Source organism: Vreelandella lutescens, from assembly GCF_014640815.1.
Lineage (GTDB): Bacteria > Pseudomonadota > Gammaproteobacteria > Pseudomonadales > Halomonadaceae > Vreelandella > Vreelandella lutescens.
Genome location: NZ_BMHM01000006.1, coordinates 142,122 through 164,059 on the forward strand (window position 1 = coordinate 142,122; position 21,938 = coordinate 164,059).

Annotated in this window: 23 protein-coding genes and 1 pseudogene; 18 read left to right on the forward strand and 6 right to left on the reverse strand. The window is 53.2% G+C overall.

Annotated elements, in window-relative coordinates; all coding sequences use genetic code 11:
- Window positions 1-35: 35 nt before the first annotated feature.
- The 11 genes and pseudogenes from IEW65_RS15205 to IEW65_RS15255 all read left to right on the forward strand — a co-directional run bounded on the left by IEW65_RS15205 (window position 36) and on the right by IEW65_RS15255 (window position 8,259).
- On the forward strand, window positions 36-1,472 hold the full coding sequence (locus tag IEW65_RS15205) for a TIR domain-containing protein (protein ID WP_188640297.1): 1,437 nt from the start codon (window positions 36-38) through the stop codon (window positions 1,470-1,472).
- 117 nt (window positions 1,473-1,589) lie between these two features.
- Window positions 1,590-2,114, forward strand: coding sequence for a hypothetical protein (locus tag IEW65_RS15210; RefSeq protein ID WP_229755588.1), 525 nt, complete (start codon window positions 1,590-1,592; stop codon window positions 2,112-2,114).
- Window positions 2,115-2,318: 204 nt separating this feature from the next.
- Window positions 2,319-2,726 carry a hypothetical protein gene (locus IEW65_RS15215; protein ID WP_188640298.1) on the forward strand — a complete coding sequence of 136 codons (408 nt, stop codon included), beginning with the start codon at window positions 2,319-2,321 and terminating at the stop codon, window positions 2,724-2,726.
- 88 nt (window positions 2,727-2,814) lie between these two features.
- Entirely contained in the window at window positions 2,815-3,435 is a 621-nt protein-coding gene (locus IEW65_RS15220) for a histidine phosphatase family protein (protein ID WP_188640299.1), read from the forward strand.
- 163 nt (window positions 3,436-3,598) lie between these two features.
- Window positions 3,599-3,904, forward strand: coding sequence for a hypothetical protein (locus IEW65_RS15225; protein ID WP_188640300.1), 306 nt, complete (start codon window positions 3,599-3,601; stop codon window positions 3,902-3,904).
- Window positions 3,905-4,213: 309 nt separating this feature from the next.
- Window positions 4,214-5,179, forward strand: coding sequence for a 5'-nucleotidase (locus tag IEW65_RS15230; RefSeq protein ID WP_188640301.1), 966 nt, complete (start codon window positions 4,214-4,216; stop codon window positions 5,177-5,179).
- A gap of 30 nt (window positions 5,180-5,209) precedes the next feature.
- Window positions 5,210-5,727: pseudogene (locus IEW65_RS15235) on the forward strand (LysE family translocator).
- 190 nt (window positions 5,728-5,917) lie between these two features.
- The gene (locus tag IEW65_RS15240; RefSeq protein WP_188640302.1) at window positions 5,918-6,172 is read left to right on the forward strand and encodes a hypothetical protein; all 255 of its coding nucleotides are present in this window, start codon (window positions 5,918-5,920) and stop codon (window positions 6,170-6,172) included.
- 715 nt (window positions 6,173-6,887) lie between these two features.
- Window positions 6,888-7,301, forward strand: coding sequence for a hypothetical protein (locus IEW65_RS15245; protein ID WP_188640303.1), 414 nt, complete (start codon window positions 6,888-6,890; stop codon window positions 7,299-7,301).
- Between the two features lie 15 nt (window positions 7,302-7,316).
- Window positions 7,317-7,727, forward strand: a complete 411-nt coding sequence (locus IEW65_RS15250) for a thiol-disulfide oxidoreductase DCC family protein (RefSeq protein ID WP_188640304.1) — start codon at window positions 7,317-7,319, stop codon at window positions 7,725-7,727.
- A gap of 148 nt (window positions 7,728-7,875) precedes the next feature.
- The gene (locus IEW65_RS15255; protein WP_188640305.1) at window positions 7,876-8,259 is read left to right on the forward strand and encodes a DUF6979 family protein; all 384 of its coding nucleotides are present in this window, start codon (window positions 7,876-7,878) and stop codon (window positions 8,257-8,259) included.
- Window positions 8,260-8,428: 169 nt separating this feature from the next.
- On the opposite strand, the gene IEW65_RS15260 is transcribed toward IEW65_RS15255, so the two are convergent.
- Complete coding sequence (locus tag IEW65_RS15260) at window positions 8,429-9,340, reverse strand: LysR family transcriptional regulator (RefSeq protein WP_188640306.1); 912 nt, start codon at window positions 9,338-9,340, stop codon at window positions 8,429-8,431.
- Window positions 9,341-9,434: 94 nt separating this feature from the next.
- Here IEW65_RS15260 and IEW65_RS15265 point away from each other — a divergent pair, with 94 nt between their 5' ends.
- The 5 genes from IEW65_RS15265 to IEW65_RS15285 all read left to right on the forward strand — a co-directional run bounded on the left by IEW65_RS15265 (window position 9,435) and on the right by IEW65_RS15285 (window position 12,179).
- Complete coding sequence (locus tag IEW65_RS15265; RefSeq protein ID WP_188640307.1) at window positions 9,435-9,956, forward strand: DMT family transporter; 522 nt, start codon at window positions 9,435-9,437, stop codon at window positions 9,954-9,956.
- Window positions 9,957-10,022: 66 nt separating this feature from the next.
- Window positions 10,023-10,544: a GNAT family N-acetyltransferase gene (locus tag IEW65_RS15270; RefSeq protein WP_188640308.1), complete on the forward strand. Its 522-nt coding sequence runs from the start codon at window positions 10,023-10,025 to the stop codon at window positions 10,542-10,544.
- A 52-nt stretch (window positions 10,545-10,596) separates the two neighbouring features.
- Window positions 10,597-11,007: a thiol-disulfide oxidoreductase DCC family protein gene (locus IEW65_RS15275; protein ID WP_188640309.1), complete on the forward strand. Its 411-nt coding sequence runs from the start codon at window positions 10,597-10,599 to the stop codon at window positions 11,005-11,007.
- A 76-nt stretch (window positions 11,008-11,083) separates the two neighbouring features.
- Window positions 11,084-11,356, forward strand: a complete 273-nt coding sequence (locus IEW65_RS15280; RefSeq protein WP_188640310.1) for a hypothetical protein — start codon at window positions 11,084-11,086, stop codon at window positions 11,354-11,356.
- Window positions 11,357-11,504: 148 nt separating this feature from the next.
- Window positions 11,505-12,179, forward strand: a complete 675-nt coding sequence (locus IEW65_RS15285; RefSeq protein ID WP_188640311.1) for an NAD(P)H-binding protein — start codon at window positions 11,505-11,507, stop codon at window positions 12,177-12,179.
- 241 nt (window positions 12,180-12,420) lie between these two features.
- On the opposite strand, the gene IEW65_RS15290 is transcribed toward IEW65_RS15285, so the two are convergent.
- The 5 genes from IEW65_RS15290 to IEW65_RS15310 all read right to left on the reverse strand — a co-directional run bounded on the left by IEW65_RS15290 (window position 12,421) and on the right by IEW65_RS15310 (window position 19,660).
- Window positions 12,421-12,834: a hypothetical protein gene (locus IEW65_RS15290; RefSeq protein ID WP_229755589.1), complete on the reverse strand. Its 414-nt coding sequence runs from the start codon at window positions 12,832-12,834 to the stop codon at window positions 12,421-12,423.
- Complete coding sequence (pgaC, locus tag IEW65_RS15295; protein WP_188640312.1) at window positions 12,824-14,074, reverse strand: poly-beta-1,6-N-acetyl-D-glucosamine synthase; 1,251 nt, start codon at window positions 14,072-14,074, stop codon at window positions 12,824-12,826. Before pgaC ends, IEW65_RS15290 begins: the two co-directional genes overlap by 11 nt.
- Window positions 14,071-16,032, reverse strand: coding sequence for a poly-beta-1,6-N-acetyl-D-glucosamine N-deacetylase PgaB (gene pgaB / locus IEW65_RS15300; RefSeq protein ID WP_188640313.1), 1,962 nt, complete (start codon window positions 16,030-16,032; stop codon window positions 14,071-14,073). Before pgaB ends, pgaC begins: the two co-directional genes overlap by 4 nt.
- On the reverse strand, window positions 16,029-18,449 hold the full coding sequence (gene pgaA, locus IEW65_RS15305; protein ID WP_188640314.1) for a poly-beta-1,6 N-acetyl-D-glucosamine export porin PgaA: 2,421 nt from the start codon (window positions 18,447-18,449) through the stop codon (window positions 16,029-16,031). Before pgaA ends, pgaB begins: the two co-directional genes overlap by 4 nt.
- Before the next feature lie 320 nt (window positions 18,450-18,769).
- Window positions 18,770-19,660 (reverse strand): LysR family transcriptional regulator, encoded by an 891-nt coding sequence (locus IEW65_RS15310; protein ID WP_188640315.1) that lies wholly within the window; start codon window positions 19,658-19,660, stop codon window positions 18,770-18,772.
- A gap of 158 nt (window positions 19,661-19,818) precedes the next feature.
- Between IEW65_RS15310 and leuC the strand changes: the two genes are divergently transcribed.
- A complete protein-coding gene (gene leuC / locus IEW65_RS15315) occupies window positions 19,819-21,270 on the forward strand; it encodes a 3-isopropylmalate dehydratase large subunit (RefSeq protein ID WP_188640316.1) in 1,452 nt (483 codons plus the stop codon).
- A 3-nt stretch (window positions 21,271-21,273) separates the two neighbouring features.
- Window positions 21,274-21,921, forward strand: a complete 648-nt coding sequence (gene leuD, locus IEW65_RS15320; protein ID WP_188640317.1) for a 3-isopropylmalate dehydratase small subunit — start codon at window positions 21,274-21,276, stop codon at window positions 21,919-21,921.
- Window positions 21,922-21,938 lie beyond the last annotated feature (17 nt).

Sequence of the window (21,938 nt, forward strand, 5' to 3'; positions counted from 1 at the left end):
GGCGGCGTTATACCTAATCACTAAGGAACGAAGAATTGAGTAATCCAAAGTTATTTATATCTTATAGTTGGTCAAATCACGATCATGAACAACTTGTTCTTCAGATTGCAACCGAGCTGACTGAATCGGGTGTGGATGTCATTTTAGATAAGTGGGATCTAAAGGAAGGTCATGACGCTTATGCTTTCATGGAAAAGATGGTAACTGACCCGGAAATTAATAAAGTCGCAATAATTTCAGATAGGACTTATGCAGAAAAAGCAGATGGAAGAAGCGGCGGCGTAGGCACAGAGACACAGATTATTTCCCGTGAAGTATATGAACAGCAAGAACAAGGTAAGTTCGTCGTTATAGTTACGGAGAGAGATGAAAATGGCAAGGCACACTTGCCAACTTACTATAAGTCCAGAATTTATATTGATCTCAGCGAACCGGATGGATATGCAGATAATTTTGAAAAATTACTAAGATGGATTTACAACAAGCCACTTTATGTAAAGCCAAAGGTTGGAAATAAGCCAAATTTTTTAGAAGAAAATGAGTCTATCTCACTTGGCACATCATCTGCTTTTAAGCGTTCTATGGACGCCATAAAGAACGATAAATCTACAGCTTCGGGCTGCTTCGATGAGTACTTGCAATTGTTCTCGGAAAATCTTGAGCGTTTTCGTGTTCATAATGTAGAAGGTGAAATTGATGATGCAATTGTAACCAACATAGAATCATTTATACCTTCTAGAAACGAGTATGTTCAACTATTGATAGCGGTCGCTCAATACAAACCAATACCTGAGTTTGCTGAACGAATTCACCGGTTTATTGAAAGCCTAATACCATATATGGATAGGCCGGGACATATAACCTCCTATAATCGCTGGGAATTCGATAACTATAAGTTTTTGGTTCACGAAATTTTTCTATACACGCTTGCTGTTTTTCTAAAGTACGAGCGTTTCGAGCTAGCAGCGCCACTGTTATTGCAGCAGTATTTTGTTGGTGGTCGTTCTGAATATGGTAGAGATACCATGATTGGATTCGAAAATATCCGGCAGTATATGGAGTCGCTTGAGCATAGGAATAAGCGGTTAGAAACAAGAAGGATGTCACTGCGAGCAGATCTGTTGAAAGAGCGGTGTCATGGAACTGGTTTGGACTTCAGGTTTTTAATGCAAGCGGACTTTGTCGCTTTTATGCGTGCTGAGATATCTGCAAGCGGTGACTATAGCCGTTGGTGGCCTGAAACACTCCTTTATTTAGGTCATTATGGTAGTTCCTTTGAAATATTTGCTCGCGCAAAGTCAGAAAAATACTTTGATAGAGTTAAAGTCCTTTTAGGGATTGAGTCACCTAGCGATTTGTCTGAGCTTATAGAGTCTTATAAAAAAGACCGCAGAAGGCTGCCAAGATGGGGTTTTGAGTCTTTTAGTCCTTCCGCATTGTTAGGTTATGAGAGCTTAGGCACATTGCCATAAAGGTATAGCAAGCGGCTGCACCGGACAAATTTTAGTGTCACCTTTTTTGTTCCAAAAAAGCCGTCAACAAAATTTGCTCGGTGAGCAGGGCGTTAGATTTCGCTGGGACTGAGTCGCATGAATCATGAAGAGCGTATCAAGCAGATTGTCGAAATAGCCTATAATCGCCTATGCGGAAAGATCACTGGACAGCGCATTGAGACATCTAACGAAGCCTCTTTGCAGCTACAGCTTGCCTCGATACTGAAAACGCTTGGTGAGCTATACGAAGAGACACCAGAAGAGCGATTTATTATTGAACTCGAGAAGAATGTCACGCTGAGCAGTGGAACTTTCGTGAAGAGTAAAAGCGAGAGAGCGAAGATTGACATTTGGTTTTCTCTAGAAAACATAAAAAGCGGGGAGAAGCATTCTTGCGCGATCGAGCTGAGGTGCTTTAAGAAGGCGTATCATCGAGAGCCGAACAACCGATACGATGTCTTCAAGGACATCCATAATCTGGAGCGCTACGGAGTCTTTGTCGATGCTGGGTACCTATTGGTGGCCACTGACCATCCACACTACATTAGTCAAAAACACTTTTCGCAGGATACTGGTGACTTTGATTTTAGAGAGGGGCGAAGTTATAGCGCTGGCACATAGGTCGTGTATAGAACGAGGAATCCCTACGGTCCACCCATTACACTGAAAGGAAGCTATGATTTCTCATGACGGTCAGTCGAGGTAGGCTTGAGCTTTCTTTTTATTTCCGTAGATCCGTGCGGGTGAAATCTAACAAGCGCATGTTGTCGGACTGGTTTTCCGCTGCGCTCCAAACCAGCCGCAAATGTGGGCGTTAGGCAAAATATGACCGATAAGTATGAAGTACGAATCCAGCAAGTGATCGATCGCTATATTCAGGCTAGCTATGGCCTATGGAATGCGCTGCTCACAGTAAATGGCTTGATACTCGCAGCGGCGACAATGGTTTCTGGAGATCAAGTTTCATATCTGAAGTTGCTGGTAGTTGTGTTAGCGCTAGTTTCGATAGCCTTGCTTACCTACAACTATGTCGCAATGAAGCTAACTTACTTTCGTATCGGCGAGGTTGTTTCTGGAAACCCAGATGACCTTACTTCTGAAAAGAAAGAGAAAGATATTTCACTTTCTTTGGCAAGAAATAAAAGGGTTAAGTGGTTTGAAAACTCATGCTTGGGCATTCTGTTTGTTCAGGCGCTTTTGTTGGTGGCAAGTTTTGCCTGTGCGATTGCCTAACAATCGCAGGCACAGCGACGGCCTTTTCGTTGTGGCTGTGCCTCCACTACAAGGCTGAGCGTGCTGCAGGCGTTAGAAGGAATAAAGTGTGGATGTATTCCTCTTGAGACACGCAGAAACAGAAACGAACCGCGATGGTGCGTTGGCAACAGGAAGCGGTGACGCGCTCACACAGCATGGGCACTATCAGGCACAAAGCATTATAGGAAGCCTCTTGGAATTAGAGATCGAGCGCATTTTATGCTCTCCGTATCCGAGAGCCCTGCAAACCATTCAACCTTTTGCTGAGGTTGCCAAAATAGAGATTGAGATTCACTCTTGTTTAGCTGAGGGGCAGTTAGTGTTGACTGAGACTCCCGCTCGAGAGGAGCCCAATTATTTCCGGCACGTGTCTGGTCATGAGTACCCCCATGAAAATGAGTCACCAGGGGCATTCATGAAGCGTGTGGTACAGGCAAAAAAGCTAATCGACACCCAGCCTCATTCCAGGTTATTGGTGGTAACACACGGGCACATGCTTCGCGAATTATTAAACAGTATGCTGGCTTTGCCCCATAAAACACGGTTCCCGCACGATAATTGTGGGCTGAGTCATGTATCGGTAGGTGCCGTAAATATGGTCAGCTATATCAACCGACCAATTTCTTCTAGCCAACGATTTGACGGCGACCGTCTTTCCGGCGCTGAGCGCCCACAAACTGGTGTGTAAGCCAAGCCTGAAGCCAGGTTAAGTGGCTTGTTTATCGTTCGTAGTGGCGAGTCACGCCGTCGTATCCCTTTTTATCTGGTGCTGAGAGAATTTGTCTGGTTTCGGGTTCAAAGTTCTGATCAATAAAAGCCAGAAAATATCTTTCAAAGGATGTCAAAAGAAAATGGAAGTCAAAGCGGAAGTTTTTAAAAATCGTATTGTGTTCACTGCAAATGAAAATACGGTTGTAGTCCAGCCAAAACAGCCTTTCACCACCACAAGGCTGCTGATCGGTACGTTTATGCCAGCCGTCGAGTGTATGAAGGAAGGCTTGGCCAAGGTTGGCGCTAAAGGTATCTTCAAACGAAAGCCGAAGCTCCTAATTTATCCGCAGGCTATGACGGAAGGCGGTCTGTCTGAAGTAGAAGAGCGCTGTCTGCTTGAAGTTGGTCATGCTGCCGGAGCGGGTAAGGTTGAAGTTCATATTTAGCCATTCGGGCGACAAAGTGCATCAAATTCGTATCTCGGAGAATTGCTCATCAATATCAGGGGCGAATTCACGGAGCGCAGCCTGTAGGCAAAGGTGAATTTGTAGCATGTGAAAATGAATCGCACGATACTGCGCAGGTGATCAAGCGAACGGCGTTGCAGGGTAAGCGAGGGTATTCACATGTGCGCTGTTTCGTGTGTGAAGATGGTGAAAATAAGCCCGAGTCGAGCTATCCCAACTGCTTTATGAGGGCCCAGAAAGCTAAGTACCGAACCCCACAAAACAGCCAACCACCCACAAAGGAAACGCATGCCCTACGAACTCGATAATCGCCTAGTGATTGGCGTTGCCTCCAGTGCAGTCTTTGATCTGAACGAATCCGATGCCGTCTTTCGCAGCGAGGGAGAGGAGCAGTACCGTAAATATCAGGAAAAGAATCTTGATGTTCCGCTTCCGAAGGGCATCGCGTTTCCGTTTATCAAGCGGCTGCTGGCGTTGAACGACTTAAGCCCCAGCCCGGAAGACCCGTTAGTGGAAGTGGTGCTGCTGTCACGCAACGACCCGGATACCGGCTTGCGCGTCATGAAAACCATCGAGCACTATGGGCTAGGCATTACGCGTGCAATATTTATGCAGGGGCGTTCGCCGTATGAGTACATTCCCGCGTTAAACATTGCGTTGTTCCTATCTGGTCACAAGCCAGACGTTGAAGCCGCCATTGGCTGTGGGCACCCGGCGGGTCAGGTGCTGGATTCCATGTTTGACGATGATGAAGAAGACAAGACGCTGCGTACCGCTTTTGACTTTGATGGCGTGCTAGCTGGCGACGAATCCGAGTCGGTAATGCAAGCATCAGGGCTTACGGCCTTCCATGATCATGAAGTCAAGAATGTAATGCAGCCGCACCACCCCGGGCCGCTGAAAGAGCTGTTGGTGCGTATTTCAAGAATCCAGTCGGCGGAAGAAGCTCACAAGCAGCAGCATCCCGAGTACGAAAACCGCATACGCGTGTCGATTGTCACGGCCCGCAATGCGCCTTCCCACGAACGCGCTTTAAAAACTCTGAAAAGCTGGGGCGTCATGGCCAACGATGCGTTCTTCCTCGGTGGCATTGAGAAGGGCAGGGTACTGGGCGTGTTGAAGCCGCACATCTTCTTCGATGATCAATCCGGCCATTTACAGTCCGCCAGTGCAGTTGTGCCCTCTGTCCATATTCCGTTTGGTGTCAGCAACCAGCCCACGGCGCAAGCAGATGAGCCTGCTGCCGAGCATTGACCCTATTTACTTACTAAGGTGGGAACCGGCATGACCTTGATGACGCTCCTGTTATTTATACCCGCATGCTTTGCCCTGAACATGACCCCCGGCCCCAACAATCTGCTTTCCATGGCGAATGCCAAGCGATACGGCATACGGGTGGCCTGCTATGCCGGTATTGGGCGGTTGGTGGCCTTTGTGTGCATGATCACATTAGCCGCTACCGGATTGGCCGCCGTGCTGCATGCTTCCGAAAAGGTGTTTTTTGCCGTCAAAATAGCCGGTGGGCTGTATCTCTTCTGGCTGGCGTATCAGCTCTGGATCGCAGACCCAGCAGAAGGCGGTAGTGAGGCGCTGGGCGGCAAGAACTTGTTTCAACTGGCGAGGCAGGAGTTCTTACTGGCAGTTGGCAACCCCAAAGCCATCCTGATCTTTACCGCGTTCCTGCCTCAGTTTGTCGACCCTGCTGGTTCTCGCGTCCGACCATGCGACGCCTTTTCAATAGAGTGTGTGCAGGGTTATTGGGTAGCGCGGGAGTAGGTCTGCTGTTGGCTCGCCGTGAGTGAAAGTGTGGAAACGGCTGTTCCGCTGGCAGTGAATAGAGGTTAGGTATAGCGTGGGAGGTGGTTTCCGCCCGAGACGATTAAGCCACCAAGCTATGAGTCACACTCTTAGCGCGGAGCTATGGAGGTTGGTTACGTCATGGAATGCTATGAGTTTACAATATTGGAGATAGCGAGGGATACGTCTCCTTTAATGGGTCAGAATGCTTATTTAAAAGTGCGGGACTCCAGCGGTGCATTCATAGCGTTTTGGGGTCGTCCAAATGATTTTTTTGGTATTCCTGAAGATATGGTTAATATTGAGAAAATAAAGTCAGCTTCACTGCCAGTTAAAGTGAAAGTTTTATGTGACTATTGCTTAGAAGCGGACGCATATCTGTCTAAAGGCCTAGGGGTAAGGTTCAGTGTTTCGGAAAGCATTCCTATCCTGATAATTGATGAGCCGTAGGTGCGGTATTAAATATTTTTAGTGAATAGCTAGGGCTTCGGAGTGTCAATCAATCCAATAGATGAGACAAGCTGGCTAGGTATCATGGAGGTGCGAAATAAAGCATACTTTAAATTTGAGCCTGAAAGTGTGGATGTCTTGAGAAGCAAATGGTTAATACCCCCAGCAAGTTGCTTCGTATACAAAAATACTGATGAGTGCGTTACTAGCAGATATCTAACGCTGATTTATGGGGGTAGCGTGAGTGTATGGAAAGCGTCAAAAGAAGATCTCAGAGGAAACGTATGGATAATCTATTTGAAGAAATAGGGAAAGGATTTCTCCGAGGTATTGGATATATTCTCGCAGAGATCTTCTTCGGAACCATTTGTTACTGGGTTGGCTGGCCGATCTGTAAGATTTTTACCTTGGGGATGTATCCATCTTCTTCGCAAGTAGTATATTTCGAAGATTACAAGGCGCGGAATACAGGTTTCTGGTGTAGCGTAGTCGGGTTATTGACTCTATTACTTTTGCGCTCTGGATAATGAGCAGGCTTTCGTAATTTTTCAGCCACATAACCAAGCGCAGTACCACGCAGTATTTGCTTGCTGATTGTTTAAAGCCTAGCTGCCAGCAGATTTTTTCCTGCGAAATTATCACCATGAACTCAATGAAATTTTCCAGTTAATTGTAAGCTTCGTTTCCAACCGAATAAGAGCGTTTTGTTACCCTCATGCAACCCGTCATCCAAGAAGAAATCAGCGGCTGTGGTATTGCCGCGTGTGCCGCTCTCGCCGGTATCAGCTATGCGCAGGCGAAACGTGAGGCCAATGCCATAGGCATAGAGGCCGCAGATACCTCGCTATGGTCTGAGACTGCCCACGTTCGCAGGCTGTTAAAAGAGTTTGATATTTCCGTATCGTCAAAGGAAGCACCATTCAAATCCTGGGAGGAGCTGCCCGACAAGGCGCTGATGGCGATTAAGTGGCGGCTAGAGCAGGGTAGGCCTTTCTGGCATTGGGTTGTTTTTGTGCGTGGAAGCGGCGTGGCAACGGTTCTGGATTCTAAAAAAGCGTTGAAAACCAACATTCGTCGCGACTTTGGGCGTATCAAACCTAAGTGGTACATCACTGTGTATGATGCGTAAAAAATGAGGGAGCCTATGAACAACCCCCATATCGTCATATTCGATGGTGTTTGCAACTTCTGCAACGGCGCAGTGAATTTCATCATAAAGCGAGGCCCAGAGGGAACCTTTGCATTCACCCCGATGCAGAGCGAGTTGGCGCAGGAGCTAACGCAGCGCTTTAACGCGCCCGATGTGGGAATGGACACCTTAGTGCTTATCAAACACGGTGAGTGTTACGTCCTTTCAGATGCGGCCCTTGAGATAGCCAAAGACCTGAAAGGACCGTGGCGGTTCTGTTATGCATTCAAGGTTGTGCCAAGGCCGATTAGAGACGCGGTTTACAAGTTATTCGCTCGGAATCGCTATAAGCTCTTTGGTCAGAAAGATGTTTGCATGGTGCCGTTAGCAGAGGTGAAGTCGCGGTTTGTAGGTATCGACACTTAGCCTGTACGCGGGTGTTTGTTTCAACAAGGCGTTGGTGGGGGTGGTAAGCGTTTGCATGCTATCTATTAAGGTGGCACGGCCTCGCGGGTGCCTCGCTGACCGCTCGTTACCACGCGCTACATGATGATTCGAGTTAGGGAGGCGAAAAATGGCTAAATATGGCGATGTTGCCTTACAGGCTGTTCGTTTAGCAGGGAAAGGTATCTCTCCTGTAGAAGCTTGGAACTTGGCCGCAGCCGCTATGTTTCCTGATCAGTGTGCTGCTCGTGTTAAAGGCTGCCCGCGTTCTGCATTTTTGGGGTTGTGTGAAGAAGGTTATGTCGAGGGAATCGAAGCTGGTAAATACACGACCTCCGTTTCCAACAAAAAGTACGCGATTGACTTGCTTAAGATTCTTCACGAAAAACCGCAATTGGCCGATTTGCCAAGAAAACAACTTTGGGGAATTGTCGTTCAAGGGGCACCGAAACAGCATAACCAGCAAGTCGAAGTGGTACTTACGTTGTGGCGTGCTGGGTTGCTAAGCACTTGAACCGAGCTGGTGATAGTGTGTTTGATCGCACCGCACATCACAGTTTTTAGCATGTAGAGCTGCTCGGTGGCGCGGCCTCGCGGGTGCCTCGCTAATCGCTCGTTACCACGCGCTACAAGGGTATTGACCTGGGTGGTGCGTATCACCGTCGCGAGCTGATGCCCCCAAATCACGCGCTGTCTCGCAGCATCTCAACAACCGTTTCCCTCAGCCAGTTGTGCCCGGCATCGCTCTCCCGCCGTGAGTGCCAGACCATCTCGTAGGCAAACGGGTCAATGGCAAAGGGAGGGGCGAAAAGCTGCAGCGGTGAGTCCTCCAGAAATAGATCGAAGCTGCGCCGTGCAGCGGTCAATATCAAGTCCGTGTTGGTCACTAAACTGCTAGCGATGCCCCAGTGGGGCAGGGTCATCGCTATCCTGCGGGTGACGCCTTCTCGCTGCAGGGCGTGTTCTATCTCACCGGCTTCGTTGCTTTGCAGAGCGACCAGTACATGTGGCCGCGAGAGCCACGCATCTTTATCCAGGCTGCCAGTATTGGGCAGGGTGTGTTTATCCGCCGCACTTACGAAGTGCTCGATGAAGAGCGTTTGGGTGCGTAATTCATCGGCAAGCTGTGATGGGAATACTCCAAACGCCAAGTCGATCTCCCCATCATGCACACCTGCCATCATCGAGGTGCGGCTGCCTTGCGTGACTTGAAGATCGATCCCCGGGGCGTCGGAACGCAAGCGCTTTACCAGCCCCGGCAGTATGACCCGAGAGCCATAGTCCGACATGGCGAGCCTAAATAGCCGCTTCGTCCGAGCAGGGTCGAAGGCAGGCTGATCAAGCAGCGCGCCCACTTGATGCAGTGCTCCCGTCAATGCCGGTAGCAGCTCGCTGGCGCGGGAAGTGAGTTCCAGTTTGCCTGCTCGTCGTACCAGCAGCGGGTCGTCAAAAATGGTACGCAGGTGGGCGAGTGCATGGCTGACGGCGGGCTGGCTTTTATGTAATCGCAGTGCCGCTCGCGAGACGTGCTTTTCGGTCAGTAGCGCTTGTAGCGTAACTAACAGATTGAGATCGATGCGTCTTAAATTATTCATAGTTCGAATAGTGAAAAATAAAAAATGGAATTTCAATTAATAAAATGAATTATACAAGATAAAAGACCCTTTCAGACGCATTAGGAGTCTTGTCATGAATTCATCTCTCACCGTGGTAGCGTTGGCAGCAGTCGCGCTCGTCGCAGGCGCCTTGGTGCCATTTCAAGCCGGTAGTAACGCGGAATTGGGCCGAGCGCTAGGCCACCCTCTTTGGGCGACGCTGGTCTCTTTGGTCGTTAGCATTGCCGTTGTGACACCCATCGTTTTGTTTATGCAGGCACCGGCGCCTGATCTGGGGCGTATCTGGCACCTTCCCGTTTGGGCATGGCTGGGCGGCGTATCAGGCGCTATCTACGTGTCGTCGGCGCTGATACTGGTGCCGCGGGTGGGGGCCACCAGCTTTATGGTGTGTGTAATTGCAGGGCAATTGATCGTATCGCTACTGCTGGACTACTTCGGTTGGATGAACTTGCCTGTCAGAGAGGTCAGCCTTGGGCGTGTGTCGGGCGTGGTACTGGTAATGGTGGGCATGATGACGGTGCTGTGGTTCTCACCGACCGCTACGCCAGCTCAACAAAGTACTGGCCAGATCGTTACGGGCAAAGTTTCCTCATGAAACGACTAGGCATTTTAGCTAACCTTTCTCATTCAATAGGAGCTGGAATCGTCAAGGAGCGCCAACATGAACGGAGTAACACTGCGAACAGCTCACGATAATGAGCTGGAGGCGCTGGTAGCCATCGACGATGATGCGAGCCAGCTGTTCGTTCGTGCTGGACTCGACATCGATATCGAGCAGGGACACCCTTTCGTTGTATCCGAAAAGCAACGGTGGGCTCTAGCCATTCAACGGGGACTCGCCTTAGTGGCCGTTGATAGATGTGATACGCCAATTGGATTTATGGTACTTGGCTACGTGGATGGATCGCCTTATTTGGATCAGCTTGCCGTACTCACAGGCTGCATGCAGCAAGGAATAGGTAGCATGCTGATTCATTATGCTATTGCATGGAGTGATCACAGCCCCCTCTGGCTTACCACCTATGCGCATTTGCCATGGAACAAGGCCTTTTACGAAAAGCATGGTTTTGTGAGGCTCCGGGAAGAAGAGTGCGGCGCGCAGCTTCGCGCTATCTTGCAAGAACAGCAGGCAACGCTGCCCGACCCGGCACAGCGGATTGCGATGGTGCGTCATGGAACATAGCGTAAGGTTGGCGACGCACCTCAAGCGAACCATTATCTTCCTCTAGGAGCCTATGGATAATCGATATATCGTCATATTCGATGGTGTTTGCAACTTCTGCAACGGCGCAGTGAATTTCATCATCCAGCGAGACCCAGAGGGAACCTTTGCATTCACCCCGATGCAGAGCGAGCTGGCGCAGGAGCTAACGGAGCGTTTCAACGTGCCCGATGTGGGAATGGATACCTTAGTGCTTATCAAAGATGGTGAGTGTTTCGTTCTTTCCGATGCCGCCCTTGAGATAGCCAAAGACCTGAAAGGGCCGTGGCGGCTCTGTTATGCATTTAAGGTTGTGCCCAGGCCGATCAGAGACGCGGCTTATAAGTTATTTGCTCGGAATCGTTATACGCTTTTTGGTAAGAAAGATGTTTGCATGGTGCCGTCAGCAGAGGTGAAGTTGCGGTTCTTGGGTACCAACACATAATCCAACGCGTCACGCGGATACATTTTCCGGCACGCCATCATGAAAGCCCTGTGATGTGCATGATGGTGGGCGATCAATGTCAAAACAACACGACCAAGGCGGCCCCCTCGAATCCAGGCTCATCAGCCTGTTCGTTTCGCTATTCTTTTCCGTGCCCACGGCTGTTCTTCTGTGGGTGTGGGCCAACAGCCAACTGATGTATTGGGGTGGCTTTTTGAGCAGTCGCTACTTCATCGGTTGTATCGTCACCTTTTTGGTGTTGGCGTTGGTTTTCCCTCACCTGTTTCCCTCTATGCTGGGTAGTATCTGGCGGGCGATGCGAGCCTTATGGCGTTGGTGGGGGTGGTAAGCGCTTGCATGCTATTTATCGAGGTGGCGAGGCCTCGCGGGTGCCTCGCTAATCGCTCGTTACCACGCGCTACAACTTCATTCTATGCCTGCCAGTGCCGTTATGATCCTGTGTTTATGCCATTAACATCATAAGGAAATGTTCACCCATGCCCACCGCCATTGTTCTTGGTGCCACTGGCGCTATCGGCCAGCAGCTTGTTACTCAGCTTACCCAGCGGGGTGATGTGGAAAACGTCATCGTCGTTACCCGCCGTGAGCTGGATCTTTCCCGTGAATTTCCCAGCGCTATCGTTTCCAAAATCCAGCCTGCGCTGCTCGATTTTGACCAGTTAGAAGCCCAGGCCGCCGAGTGTATGCCCGCAGGTGCCGTGGCCTTCGTGGCGTTGGGTACCACGAAGAAGCAGGCGGGGAGTAAAGAGGCGTTTCGCCGTGTGGATTATGGGTTGGTGCTGGCGTTTGCGCGGGCGTGTAAAACGGCGGGGGTGAATCCATTGGGTGTGGTGACGGCGCACGGGGCGAATGCGCGCTCTTCGGTGTTTTATAACCGTGTGAAAGGTGAGGTGGAGCGAGATATTCAGGCGCTGGGGTTGCCCTGCGTGTTTTTTGCTCGGCCTTCGCTGTTATTGGGGCGGCCGGAGGATGGGCGGTTGGCGGAGAAGTGGGCGAGTGTATTGCTGGCCCCGGCGGCGCGTTGGTTGCCGCGTTCGGTGCGGCCGATTGAGGTGCGGTATGTGGCGGCGGCGATGATTGATGCGGCGTTGGGTGGTGTGGGTGAGAGGGCTTCGTTTGTGTTGTCGAATGGGGAGATGCATCCGCTTTAAAGCGAGGATTGCTTTCGGTGGCGCGGCCTCGCGGGTGCCTCGCTAGTCGCTCGTTACCACGCGCTACATGTTGGTTTTCTCCGCTAGGTCTAGCTTTGTGTGCTTGAATCGTCGCGCGCTGAAGCGCCCTCCCACGGTGCTATTGCATAGCTTTGCATAGGGTTCTCACTATCTTCCTTTAAAGCTTTAGATGTTGAGTGAGGTGCACCCCTTCAGTCGGTGGTGCCTGAAGGGGTGGGGGTTAGTTGGTGGCTTGGCGGGGGGTGCCGATGTGTTCGCGTTCGCGCAGGGTGTGGTCGGTGGCGAAGGCGCGTTCTAGCTGGGTTTGGTTGTCGTGCTCTAGAGCGGGTGTGGGCTGTTGGAAGTGGTGCCGCTGGCGTTTTAAAAAGCGGCTGTGGCGGTGTTGGTTGAACAGCGCCCAGCAGTGAAACGTCAGGAACGTGACGACGAAGCCGATCAGCACGATTTTCAGCATCATCGATTCCGCGAGATGGGTCAGCACGGCATCGCCCAGAATAAAAAACAGGTAGAGCTTCGCAAGCACCAGGCCCCATAGGCCGAGTGAGGTTAGGGTGATGAGTGCATCCCTCGAGCGGTATCCCCAGCTTTTTTGGTAGGGGTTTTCGATCACGACGGACATTAGTTTATTGCTCATTGAATTGTTCCCCTCGGTCAGGACTTGTCCAGGTAGCGAGCCTTCCTTGTTGGCGCATCATGGCTTTGGGGAAGGCGATCACAACGGTCACCATGTTGAGTACCCAGTAGGCAAACGGGTACCAAATGCTCCAATACACGCAGCGGTAGATGGTTTTGTCGTAGCGGCTGTCGATATAGAAGCTGACGGTAAATTGAATAAAGCTGATGGCGATGAGCAGGCTGCCGAAGTAGGAGAGCATGCGCGTGCTGATAGGCCACGCCACCGGCAGCAGAAAATAAGAGACCAACCACGCCGCGATGAGCGTGATGACCGAGTAGCACCACACCACGCTGACGATGTACTCCAGCATCAGCACCCAGAAGCGGCGATTTTTCCAGCGAATGGTTTGCGAAAAGTAGCGCAAGAACACCTCGCCGCCGCCTTGTGCCCAGCGCAGGCGCTGTTTGTAGAGCCCACGTATGGTTTCTGGCATCAGCACCCAGCACATGGCTCGGGGTTCGTAGCGCACTTGGCCGCCTTTGAGCTGTAACCGCCAGCTGACGTCGATATCTTCGGTAATCATGTCGGTGTTCCAGCCGCCAATCTCCTCTAAGGCTTTCCTCCGAAACGCGCAGATCACCCCGGAAATGGTAAATACCATGCCGTAAATACGCTGGGCGCGTTTGATCAGGCCGATAATGGCGGAAAACTCCCCCGTCTGAATTTTGCCAATCGCGGTAGAGCGGGTGCGTACCCGTGGGTTGCCGGTCACGCCGCTCACCATAGGGCTGCTCAGGAAGTGGTTCACCATGTAGCCAATGGCGTCGTAATCGAGAATCGCGTCGCCATCAATGCCGACGATGATCTCGCCGGTGGCTTGGCTAAGGCCGTTGTTCATGGCGCTGGCTTTGCCCTGGTTGGCTTGGTTGAGCACCGTTAAGCCGGGGTATTGTTGGGCCAATGCGGCCAGCTTTTCGGCAGTGCCGTCTTTACTGCCATCGTTCACGGCGATCACTTCCATGTGCGGGTAGTTCTGCTTGAAGAGGTGGTGGAGGGTTTCATCCACGTTGGCCTCTTCGTTATAGCAGGGCAGCAGTACCGTCACGGTGGGGGCGTCGTCTCCCCATGTGAAGGTGGCGGGCCAGGCTTGCTTGCGCTCCCAGTGCACGTAGAAGTAGATGCCGCCGCATATCCAAATGGTCGCCATCAAGCTTGGGTAGCCCAGGGTAAACATGGCCAGATAGTCGAGTAGGTTCATGGGGTAGCCCTAAAGCGACGCCCCACCGAAAACACCGGTCGCATCACGTTGATATCAGGATGGTTGGAGTGGAAGTCATCCGGGTAATAGCCAATATGCTGAATGCCTTCTTCGCGCAGAATGCGCACCCACTGGGCCATCTCTTCGCTGGGGATCGGCGTTTGGGTGTGCCAGTCTTGTGCCTGTAGCTCGAATACCAGCTGGTCGGCGCTCACTTGGGCGAGCGAGCGGCGGGCGAGGCTTCTTAGCCACTCATCCGGGTGGTCGGCCTCTTCCATATAGGGCATGGCCATCACCGCCACGAAGTCGTAGCCCGTGGCAAAGTTTTGGATGTCTTGCGCAAACCAGCGCTGGCTTTCTGGCTCCATTATCGTGACGGCGTAAATGTTGCGGGAAGTCGTGAAGGCTTTGTTGTCTGCTTGGCGGTAGTAGTTAGCGGCCTGGGCCAGCTCCTGGGTGAAGTGGGTGAGCTGCTCTGTTTTAAAGCGGGTCCAGGTGGTCATGAGCTGTTCATCGCTGCGGATGGCGTTGATATCGCTGGGCAGCGCGGCGCGCCCGTAGGCGGCGAGGGCCTCGGGGCTGGCATCTTCAAAATCCGTGAAGAAGGCGTCGTCGTGAAACAGCAGGCCATCAAACTTGGTCAGGCGGCCTAGGTCTTGGTAAATCTCGACGATGGTGCGGCGGTTCGCTTCCACATAGGGGGAGAGCCTTCGGTAGCTATCTGGGGATTCCTGGCCGGTTCTCACATCGGTTACGTACTGGTAGCCGCTGCCTAGATCAAACGCCAGCACCGGCATCCAGGCGTATACCTTCACTCCAGCGCGCTTCTTTAGCTGCCAAGCCACCCGGTTGAAGAGATCCGCCCGTACCGGCAGGTGGCGGTTGGGGAAGTAGAGCGCATCGGCCACGCCGTTGCCGTCCGGGTCGGCATAGGCTTGAAGGTAAACGGTGGTCATGCCATAGCGCGAAATACGTTCAATCAGGCGGTCGAGGTTTTGCTCTTGCTGAATGGGGTCCGGGTCGTAAACGTAATCCAGGTCGACGTGCACAATGCGCAGTGCCGTTGGCTCCCAGATCCGGTTGGCCAGAATCTCTTCGATGGTTTCCAGTGTGGTCTCTTGGTCGATCAGGTAGCGGTTGATGCTGCGCATGGGGTCGCTGAGCTGGTTCGGCGCGCTTAGCAGGCTGAAGGTGTACTCCATGCCATATTCTGCGGCGATATTCAGCGTGGCTTCGCTGTAGGCACCGTAGGGCCACACCATCATGCGGGGGCTTTGGCCGACCTCTTCCTGAAAACGTTGCTGCGTTCGCGCCATATCCTGGCGAATGCGTTCCAGGTAGGCGGCTTCGCTTTCATAACCTGTGCGGGCGTCCCAAATGCTGGTGACCGCCGCGGCCTGTTCGTTGCCCATGGGGTTGCCCACCACTCCGTAGTGAAGGTTGTAAGAGTGGGAAGCGATTTCTACCAGCGGCGAGGCATCCAGCTCTTTTACCTGTTCCCAGCTAAGAAAGCGTTCGCGGGGCAGGGTGATGCTGCCATAGGGCACGCGCCCGCCTGAGGGAACGTCTAGCCAGCTGCCTACCACGGCTTGCACGGCGGGAAAGTCGTAGAGCTTGAGCAGCGGAAAAACAATGTCGTAGAAACTGCGGTAGCCGTCATCGAAGGTGAGCAGTACGGCTTTGTCGGGCAGCGGGGTACCGCCCGCTTTGGCATCGATAATTTGCTGCAGGCTGACGGGCTGGTAGCCGCCTAAGGCGATCAGGTTAAAGTGTTCAACCAATCGGCTGCGAGTAATGGTTTGGGAGTAGATATCCAGCTCGGGCGTGACGCTTGAATCCACCACATCGTGGTAGCTAATCACCACGTAATCGCCTGGAGAGCGTGCCGCTTGGGCAGGCTCAACGTTGACGAGCATCAGCAGTACTGCGCTCATCACCAAGACGCGCCAGGGTGTCATAAAAATCTCCATACAAAGCCGGCTGAAAACACGTTGTCGTACTCTGGAACGCCGTCATACACGGCGCGCTCACGTCGAATGCCGTACTCAAAATTCACGGTGGGGGCCAGTTCCCAGCGGTGCTGATAACCGATCGACCAGGTGTTCTCGCTATCCTCATCTTCCTGCCAATAGCGCCCTGAACCGAGAGAGAAGGATTGCGTAAACGACCGCCGGTAGTTGAGTGGGGTCTCGTAGTTGAGCGTTAATTCACCGCCCAGGCTGGCATCGCGGCGGGGGTTGAAGTAGCTGGCGTCTACCTCATCGTTGCGCGATGCGGAACCGCGTACTTCGCCGTTGATCTGCCAGCGGTCCAGGTGGTAAAGGGTTTGATTCCAGTAGCCGTATACCGATTGGCGCAGGTTGCTGTCGTCAAAATCAGTGGCCATGACGCCAATAGCCCCCGCGCCGCGTTCATCGTGGCGGTAGGCCACCTCAGCGCGGTAGCGGTCAGCGTTGACGCCATCTTGCAAGGCACGCAGCGGGGTGTCGCTGGTGTTAATTTCGATGCCTAGGGTGGTGGTCAAGTGATCGGTAGGGGCGTATTGCAGCTCGGCTAGGGCGAGAAAGTCCTCATTGAGCTGCGCGCCTTGGCCTGCCGCCAGTGTGACGGTGGCTGGGTGCAGGTTCCATTCGTAGCCTGCGATGTTGTAGGCGGCGTAGAGGCTCTCCTCTTCAAACTCACCAAATTGGCCAATGCGCTGGGCAAAGGCGCGGGAGCCGCTGCTATTACGTGGCCCTTCCAGCAGCACTTCGTACTGCCACTCTCGCGATGCTTGAGTGCCGCTACCCTGGCCTTTGCTGCGCGCAAAAGAACTGCTTAATTGCGGCGCACGCTGCTCGCGCCACTCCCGCGCCATGTCGTCACGTGAGGCGCTGGGCCTGGCCTCGGCCAGCGCCTGGGCGATCTCATGAGTGGTGCCACGCCACTGGCCGCGCTGTAAGCGGGCCAACAGTACACCGTGTTGCGCTACCTCCTGGCGTTCCAGGGGCAGCATGGTGAGCGCTTGCTGGTAAGACGCCTCCGCTTTTCTGGGCCAGCCTCTGTCCCGTTCAATATCGCCTTTAATCAGCCATAAATAGGGGTCGGCGGGGGCTTGGGCCTGATAGGCGGCGAGCTGCTCGCTAGCCTCGCTGGCGCGCCCGCGCCATGCATCCAGCAGCACTTCCAGCAGCAGCACTTTTTGGTAGTTGGGGTTTTCGATGCGCAGCGTGCGGGTAAAATCCAGACGCTGTTCGGGCTCGCTGCTGCGCCACTCGGTGAGCAATGCATCCGCTTCACGAAAGCGCTGGGCGTCGGTATAGCTGTAGAATAAGCCTTCATTCAGCGGGTCGTCGGGGTTAGTGGCCTGCGCGGGAGATTGCTGAATCAGGGTTTCGTAGAGCGCGGCGGCCTCAAACGGTCGGCCCATGCCGTTCAGGGCGTGGGCTCGGGCGCGCAGTACATAGCTGGGCAACTGTCCATGTTGCGCTTCTAAGCGAACGGCAAGGGCTTCGGCTTCCGAGAAACGCCGCAATTCGGCCAGGGCGACGACTTTGTCGTACTCGGCAATCGTCACCAGCTCTTGAGGGGCGTCAGGGTTGCTGATGACGCTGTCGAGCTGGGCCAGGCCCCGGGTGATTCTTGCCGGTTGGTCGGTATGGTTGCCCAGGCGTATATCAGTGACCCCTTCGTAATAGGTCAACCAGAGACGGTCGCTGGCGCTGAATACCTCTGGGTTACTCTGCATTAGGCGGCTAGCCGCCGTGCTGGCACCCAAGCCCACCGCAAGACGATACAACGCCTGTAGCTCGCTGGTGTTAGTGGGGGTTTGTTCTAGCAGCCGTTGGCGTGTCGCTAACTCCTGCATGGCGTTACCTGTTTTCGCGGCCAAATAGCCCTTGGCTTCAAGCCCAGCGGTGGTAACGCCAGCCACTTGCTCATGCTGTTGAAGGGCGATCTCTGCGAGGGTGTAACTGCCTTTATCGGTATGCACTAGCGCTTGGCCCAGCCATCCTTGGGCGTTGCTGGGGTCTCGGTAAGTAAGGGTTTGAAACATGGCAAGCGCTTTATCCAGTTCGCCGTTACTGCGAGCAGCCCCCGCTAAATTCGCCAGTTCATTATTGCTGTAGCTATCGGTTTGACAGGCAGCGCACACTAAGAGGGCCTCTTGGTGGCGTCCTGCACGTACCAGTAATGCGATTAAGTCTTCCCGCACTAGCGCGTTGTTGGTTTGTTGATACAGCGTGGTGAGCCCGGTAATGGAAGTGGCTAAGGCTCCCTGACGTGCCTGAATCACCAGCGCTTCGCGTTGAGCGTCGGTTGTGGTCTGCCCTTGTGCGGTGCCTGCGGTTAAACAGACAATCACACACATGGGCAAAAGGGAGCGGTGCTGCATAGTGGAATTCCTTCCATGGAAGAAAAGTCGGCGCTTTGTAATAAAATGTATCTTCCAGTGTATAGAAAGGTGTTTGGTTAAATAGCCGCCTAAAACGTGAATCTATAGAGGAATATCGCCATCATAAGGGGGGAGGGGAACTATCTTAATGTGATGAGCGGCAAGCTTAGGCCGATGATGTATATTGGAAGGTGTAAAACAGTTGCGTTTAATAACTTCCTCAATATTTTTGATTTAAGTCAAATAAGAAGCGGCTTAAAGCGCTGTGTTCATTCTGTTTGCTAATAAAAACGGCTCACCATGACGGTGCCTTTGTGATGTTATAGGTCAAGTGTTGCTTCTAGTTCTTCAATCATTTTATGGGCGGCGTTGGAGAGCGTGCGGTTGTGATGCACTAAATACCCCAGTGGGCGGTGAATGGGTGCTGTGTTTACCGGCAGTTCTATTAAGTCGCTGTCGAGCATTTTTTCAGGTAACAGACTCCAGCCTAGCCCCACGCCACACATCATTTTGAGCGTTTCTAAATAATTAGTAGACATGCTGACTGGCAATGTCAGCCCTGCCTCTTCAAAGCGCTGGCCAATCAGCGTGCGGGTAAAGGTTTTGGCACCCGGCAAGACGCAATTCACCTCACACAGTTCGGCTAGACTTAGGGGCTTGTTATCAGCGCGGCTGCGTTGGGCCAGCGGGTGGTCCTTGGCGCACACGAAGCACAGCCGGTCACGCCATAGCTCCACGACCTGCAGCTGTTCAACGGGGTGGGGGGCGAGGGTCACAATGGCCATTTCCAGCGTGCCGTCCATCACGCCTTGGTAGGCCAGTTCAGAATCCAGAAAATGAAGATCCAGCACGACTTCTGGGTGACGCTGGGTGTACTGCTTTAACAGCGGCGGCAGCCGATGCAGCCCAATATGGTGGCTGGTGGCGAGCGTCAGTTTACCGCCCACTTGGCCAGAAAGGTTGGCCAGTGCCCGGCGGCTGTCCTCCACCGTAAACAGAATGCGCTGGGCTTTAGGCAGCAGCACGCTGCCCGCTTCTGTCAGCGCGATACGCCTGCCTATACGGTCGAATAGCCGGGTGCCCAGCAAATCTTCCAGCGTAGCAATGCGTTTGCTCACCGCAGGCTGAGTAAGGTGTAACTGCTCGGCGGCACGCGAGAAGCTTTGGGTGTCTGCCACGGCGAGAAAGGCTTGCAGGCTTTGGGTATCCACAGGCAACTCCCTGGTTGCTATTCCAGTTTGGAATCTAAAGTATGAATAACATGAATTGCTTTTATGCGCGAGTCGCGTAACACTCCTTGCCATTGTCATTTAAGCAGCACGCAGAGGCTGCTACACCGAACTAGCAGGGCACCGCCCAGGAGAGCCACATGTCAGGTCAAACGCTTTACGACAAACTCTGGAACCAGCACTTGGTGAAACAGCGTGACGACGGCACCGCGCTTATTTATATCGACCGCCAGCTGCTCCACGAAGTAACCTCGCCTCAGGCGTTTGAAGGCCTGCGTTTGGCGAATCGTAAGCCCTGGCGTTTGGATGCCAACCTGGCAACGCCCGACCACAACGTGCCCACTACGGTAAAAGAGCGCGCTGAAGGCAACAGCGGCATTAAAGACCCGGTGTCGCTGATTCAGGTGCAGACTCTGGACGATAACTGCCTTGAGTACGGTATCGAAGAGTTCAAAATCAACGACCCGCGCCAAGGCATTGTGCACGTGGTTGGCCCTGAGCAGGGTGCGACTCTACCCGGTATGACCGTGGTATGCGGCGACTCCCACACCGCCACCCACGGCGCATTTGGTGCCTTGGCTCACGGTATCGGCACCTCGGAAGTGGAGCATGTATTAGCCACTCAGTGCTTGCTGGCGCAGAAGATGAAGAACATGCAGGTGCGCGTCGAGGGTGAGCTTGGCCTGGGCGTCACCGCCAAAGACGTAGTGCTGGCGATTATCGGCAAGATTGGCACCGCCGGCGGCACAGGCTACGCCATCGAGTTTGCGGGCAGCGCCATCGAGTCGCTCTCCATGGAAGGCCGTATGACCGTGTGCAACATGGCGATTGAAGCCGGTGCCCGCGTGGGCCTGATCGCAGTAGACGACACCACCATTAACTATTTAGGCGAGCGTCCGTTCGCACCGACCGCCCAGCAGTGGGAAGCCGCTGTCGCGGATTGGCGTCAGCTGGTGTCCGATGCAGATGCCCACTTCGATAAAGTGGTAACGCTGAAAGCCGAAGAGATTGAGCCGCAGGTAAGCTGGGGCACTAGTCCGGAAATGGTCACCGGTATTTCAGGCCAAGTGCCCGACCCGAAAGCTGCCTTAGATGAAACCGTGCAGCGCAGCCACGCCCGCGCGCTGGAGTACATGGGCCTGCAGGCGAATCAGAAAATTACTGATATCAGGCTGGATAAAGTCTTTATCGGCTCCTGCACCAACTCGCGTATTGAAGACCTGCGTGAAGCGGCAAAAGTGGCCAAGGGCAATAAAGTGGCCGATTCCATCAAGCTGGCCATGGTGGTGCCGGGTTCTGGTTTGGTGAAGCGCCAAGCGGAAGCGGAAGGCTTGGACAAGATTTTCATTGAAGCGGGCTTTGAGTGGCGCGAGCCGGGCTGCTCCATGTGTTTGGCCATGAACGCCGACAAGCTGGGCGCAGGCGAGCACTGTGCGTCCACCTCTAACCGTAACTTCGAGGGGCGCCAAGGCTATGGCGGTCGTACTCACTTGGTGAGTCCTGCCATGGCAGCGGCGGCGGCGATTGCCGGTCATTTTGTCGATGTACGCACTTTACCCGCTAACGACGCCACACACGCGCAGGAGGCCTAAGCCATGAAAAAGTTTGAACGTTTTGAAGGCGTGGTCGCGCCGTTAGATCGCGCTAATGTCGATACCGACTTGATCATTCCGAAACAGTTTTTGAAGTCCATCAAACGTACCGGTTTCGGCGTGAATCTGTTTGATGAGCTGCGCTACTTAGACGAAGGCCAGCCGGGCCAGGACTGCTCCCAGCGCCCGTTGAACAATGAGTTCGTGTTGAACCAGCCGCGCTACCAGGGTGCGCAAGTGCTGCTGGCGCGTCGTAACTTCGGCTGCGGTAGTTCCCGTGAACACGCCCCTTGGGCGCTGGAAGATTTCGGTTTTAAAGTCGTGATTGCGCCTAGCTTTGCCGATATTTTCTACAACAACGCGTTTAAAAACGGCATTCTGCTGGTCACGCTGGCGGAAGAAGAAGTGGATCGCCTGTTTGCCGAAGTGGAAGCCAATGAAGGCTATCAGCTCGATGTGGATCTTGAGCACCAGCGGGTGATTACGCCCAGTGGCGAGATTCTTGAGTTTGACGTGGATGAGTTCCGCAAGCACTGCCTGCTCAACGGCCTGGACGATATCGGCATCACTCTGCAAGACGAAGAGGCCATTCGCAGCTTTGAAGCGAAGCACCGCCAGCAGCGCCCTTGGCTGTTCCGCCAGCCTGCGTAAGTATTCAATTATCAGTG

Excerpts from the sequence above, each read along its gene's own strand:
- IEW65_RS15245 (WP_188640303.1), top strand. The coding sequence starts at position 6,888 with ATGCAACCCGTCATCCAAGAAGAAATCAGCGGCTGTGGTATTGCCGCG.
- IEW65_RS15260 (WP_188640306.1), bottom strand. The coding sequence starts at position 9,340 with ATGAATAATTTAAGACGCATCGATCTCAATCTGTTAGTTACGCTACAA.
- leuC (WP_188640316.1), top strand. The coding sequence starts at position 19,819 with ATGTCAGGTCAAACGCTTTACGACAAACTCTGGAACCAGCACTTGGTG.
- IEW65_RS15280 (WP_188640310.1), top strand. The coding sequence starts at position 11,084 with ATGTCAAAACAACACGACCAAGGCGGCCCCCTCGAATCCAGGCTCATC.
- pgaB (WP_188640313.1), bottom strand. The coding sequence starts at position 16,032 with ATGACACCCTGGCGCGTCTTGGTGATGAGCGCAGTACTGCTGATGCTC.
- IEW65_RS15210 (WP_229755588.1), top strand. The coding sequence starts at position 1,590 with ATGAATCATGAAGAGCGTATCAAGCAGATTGTCGAAATAGCCTATAAT.
- IEW65_RS15230 (WP_188640301.1), top strand. The coding sequence starts at position 4,214 with ATGCCCTACGAACTCGATAATCGCCTAGTGATTGGCGTTGCCTCCAGT.
- IEW65_RS15255 (WP_188640305.1), top strand. The coding sequence starts at position 7,876 with ATGGCTAAATATGGCGATGTTGCCTTACAGGCTGTTCGTTTAGCAGGG.
- IEW65_RS15240 (WP_188640302.1), top strand. The coding sequence starts at position 5,918 with ATGGGTCAGAATGCTTATTTAAAAGTGCGGGACTCCAGCGGTGCATTC.
- IEW65_RS15225 (WP_188640300.1), top strand. The coding sequence starts at position 3,599 with ATGGAAGTCAAAGCGGAAGTTTTTAAAAATCGTATTGTGTTCACTGCA.
- IEW65_RS15285 (WP_188640311.1), top strand. The coding sequence starts at position 11,505 with ATGCCCACCGCCATTGTTCTTGGTGCCACTGGCGCTATCGGCCAGCAG.
- pgaA (WP_188640314.1), bottom strand. The coding sequence starts at position 18,449 with ATGCAGCACCGCTCCCTTTTGCCCATGTGTGTGATTGTCTGTTTAACC.
- IEW65_RS15250 (WP_188640304.1), top strand. The coding sequence starts at position 7,317 with ATGAACAACCCCCATATCGTCATATTCGATGGTGTTTGCAACTTCTGC.
- leuD (WP_188640317.1), top strand. The coding sequence starts at position 21,274 with ATGAAAAAGTTTGAACGTTTTGAAGGCGTGGTCGCGCCGTTAGATCGC.
- IEW65_RS15265 (WP_188640307.1), top strand. The coding sequence starts at position 9,435 with ATGAATTCATCTCTCACCGTGGTAGCGTTGGCAGCAGTCGCGCTCGTC.
- IEW65_RS15270 (WP_188640308.1), top strand. The coding sequence starts at position 10,023 with ATGAACGGAGTAACACTGCGAACAGCTCACGATAATGAGCTGGAGGCG.
- IEW65_RS15215 (WP_188640298.1), top strand. The coding sequence starts at position 2,319 with ATGACCGATAAGTATGAAGTACGAATCCAGCAAGTGATCGATCGCTAT.
- pgaC (WP_188640312.1), bottom strand. The coding sequence starts at position 14,074 with ATGAACCTACTCGACTATCTGGCCATGTTTACCCTGGGCTACCCAAGC.
- IEW65_RS15290 (WP_229755589.1), bottom strand. The coding sequence starts at position 12,834 with ATGAGCAATAAACTAATGTCCGTCGTGATCGAAAACCCCTACCAAAAA.
- IEW65_RS15275 (WP_188640309.1), top strand. The coding sequence starts at position 10,597 with ATGGATAATCGATATATCGTCATATTCGATGGTGTTTGCAACTTCTGC.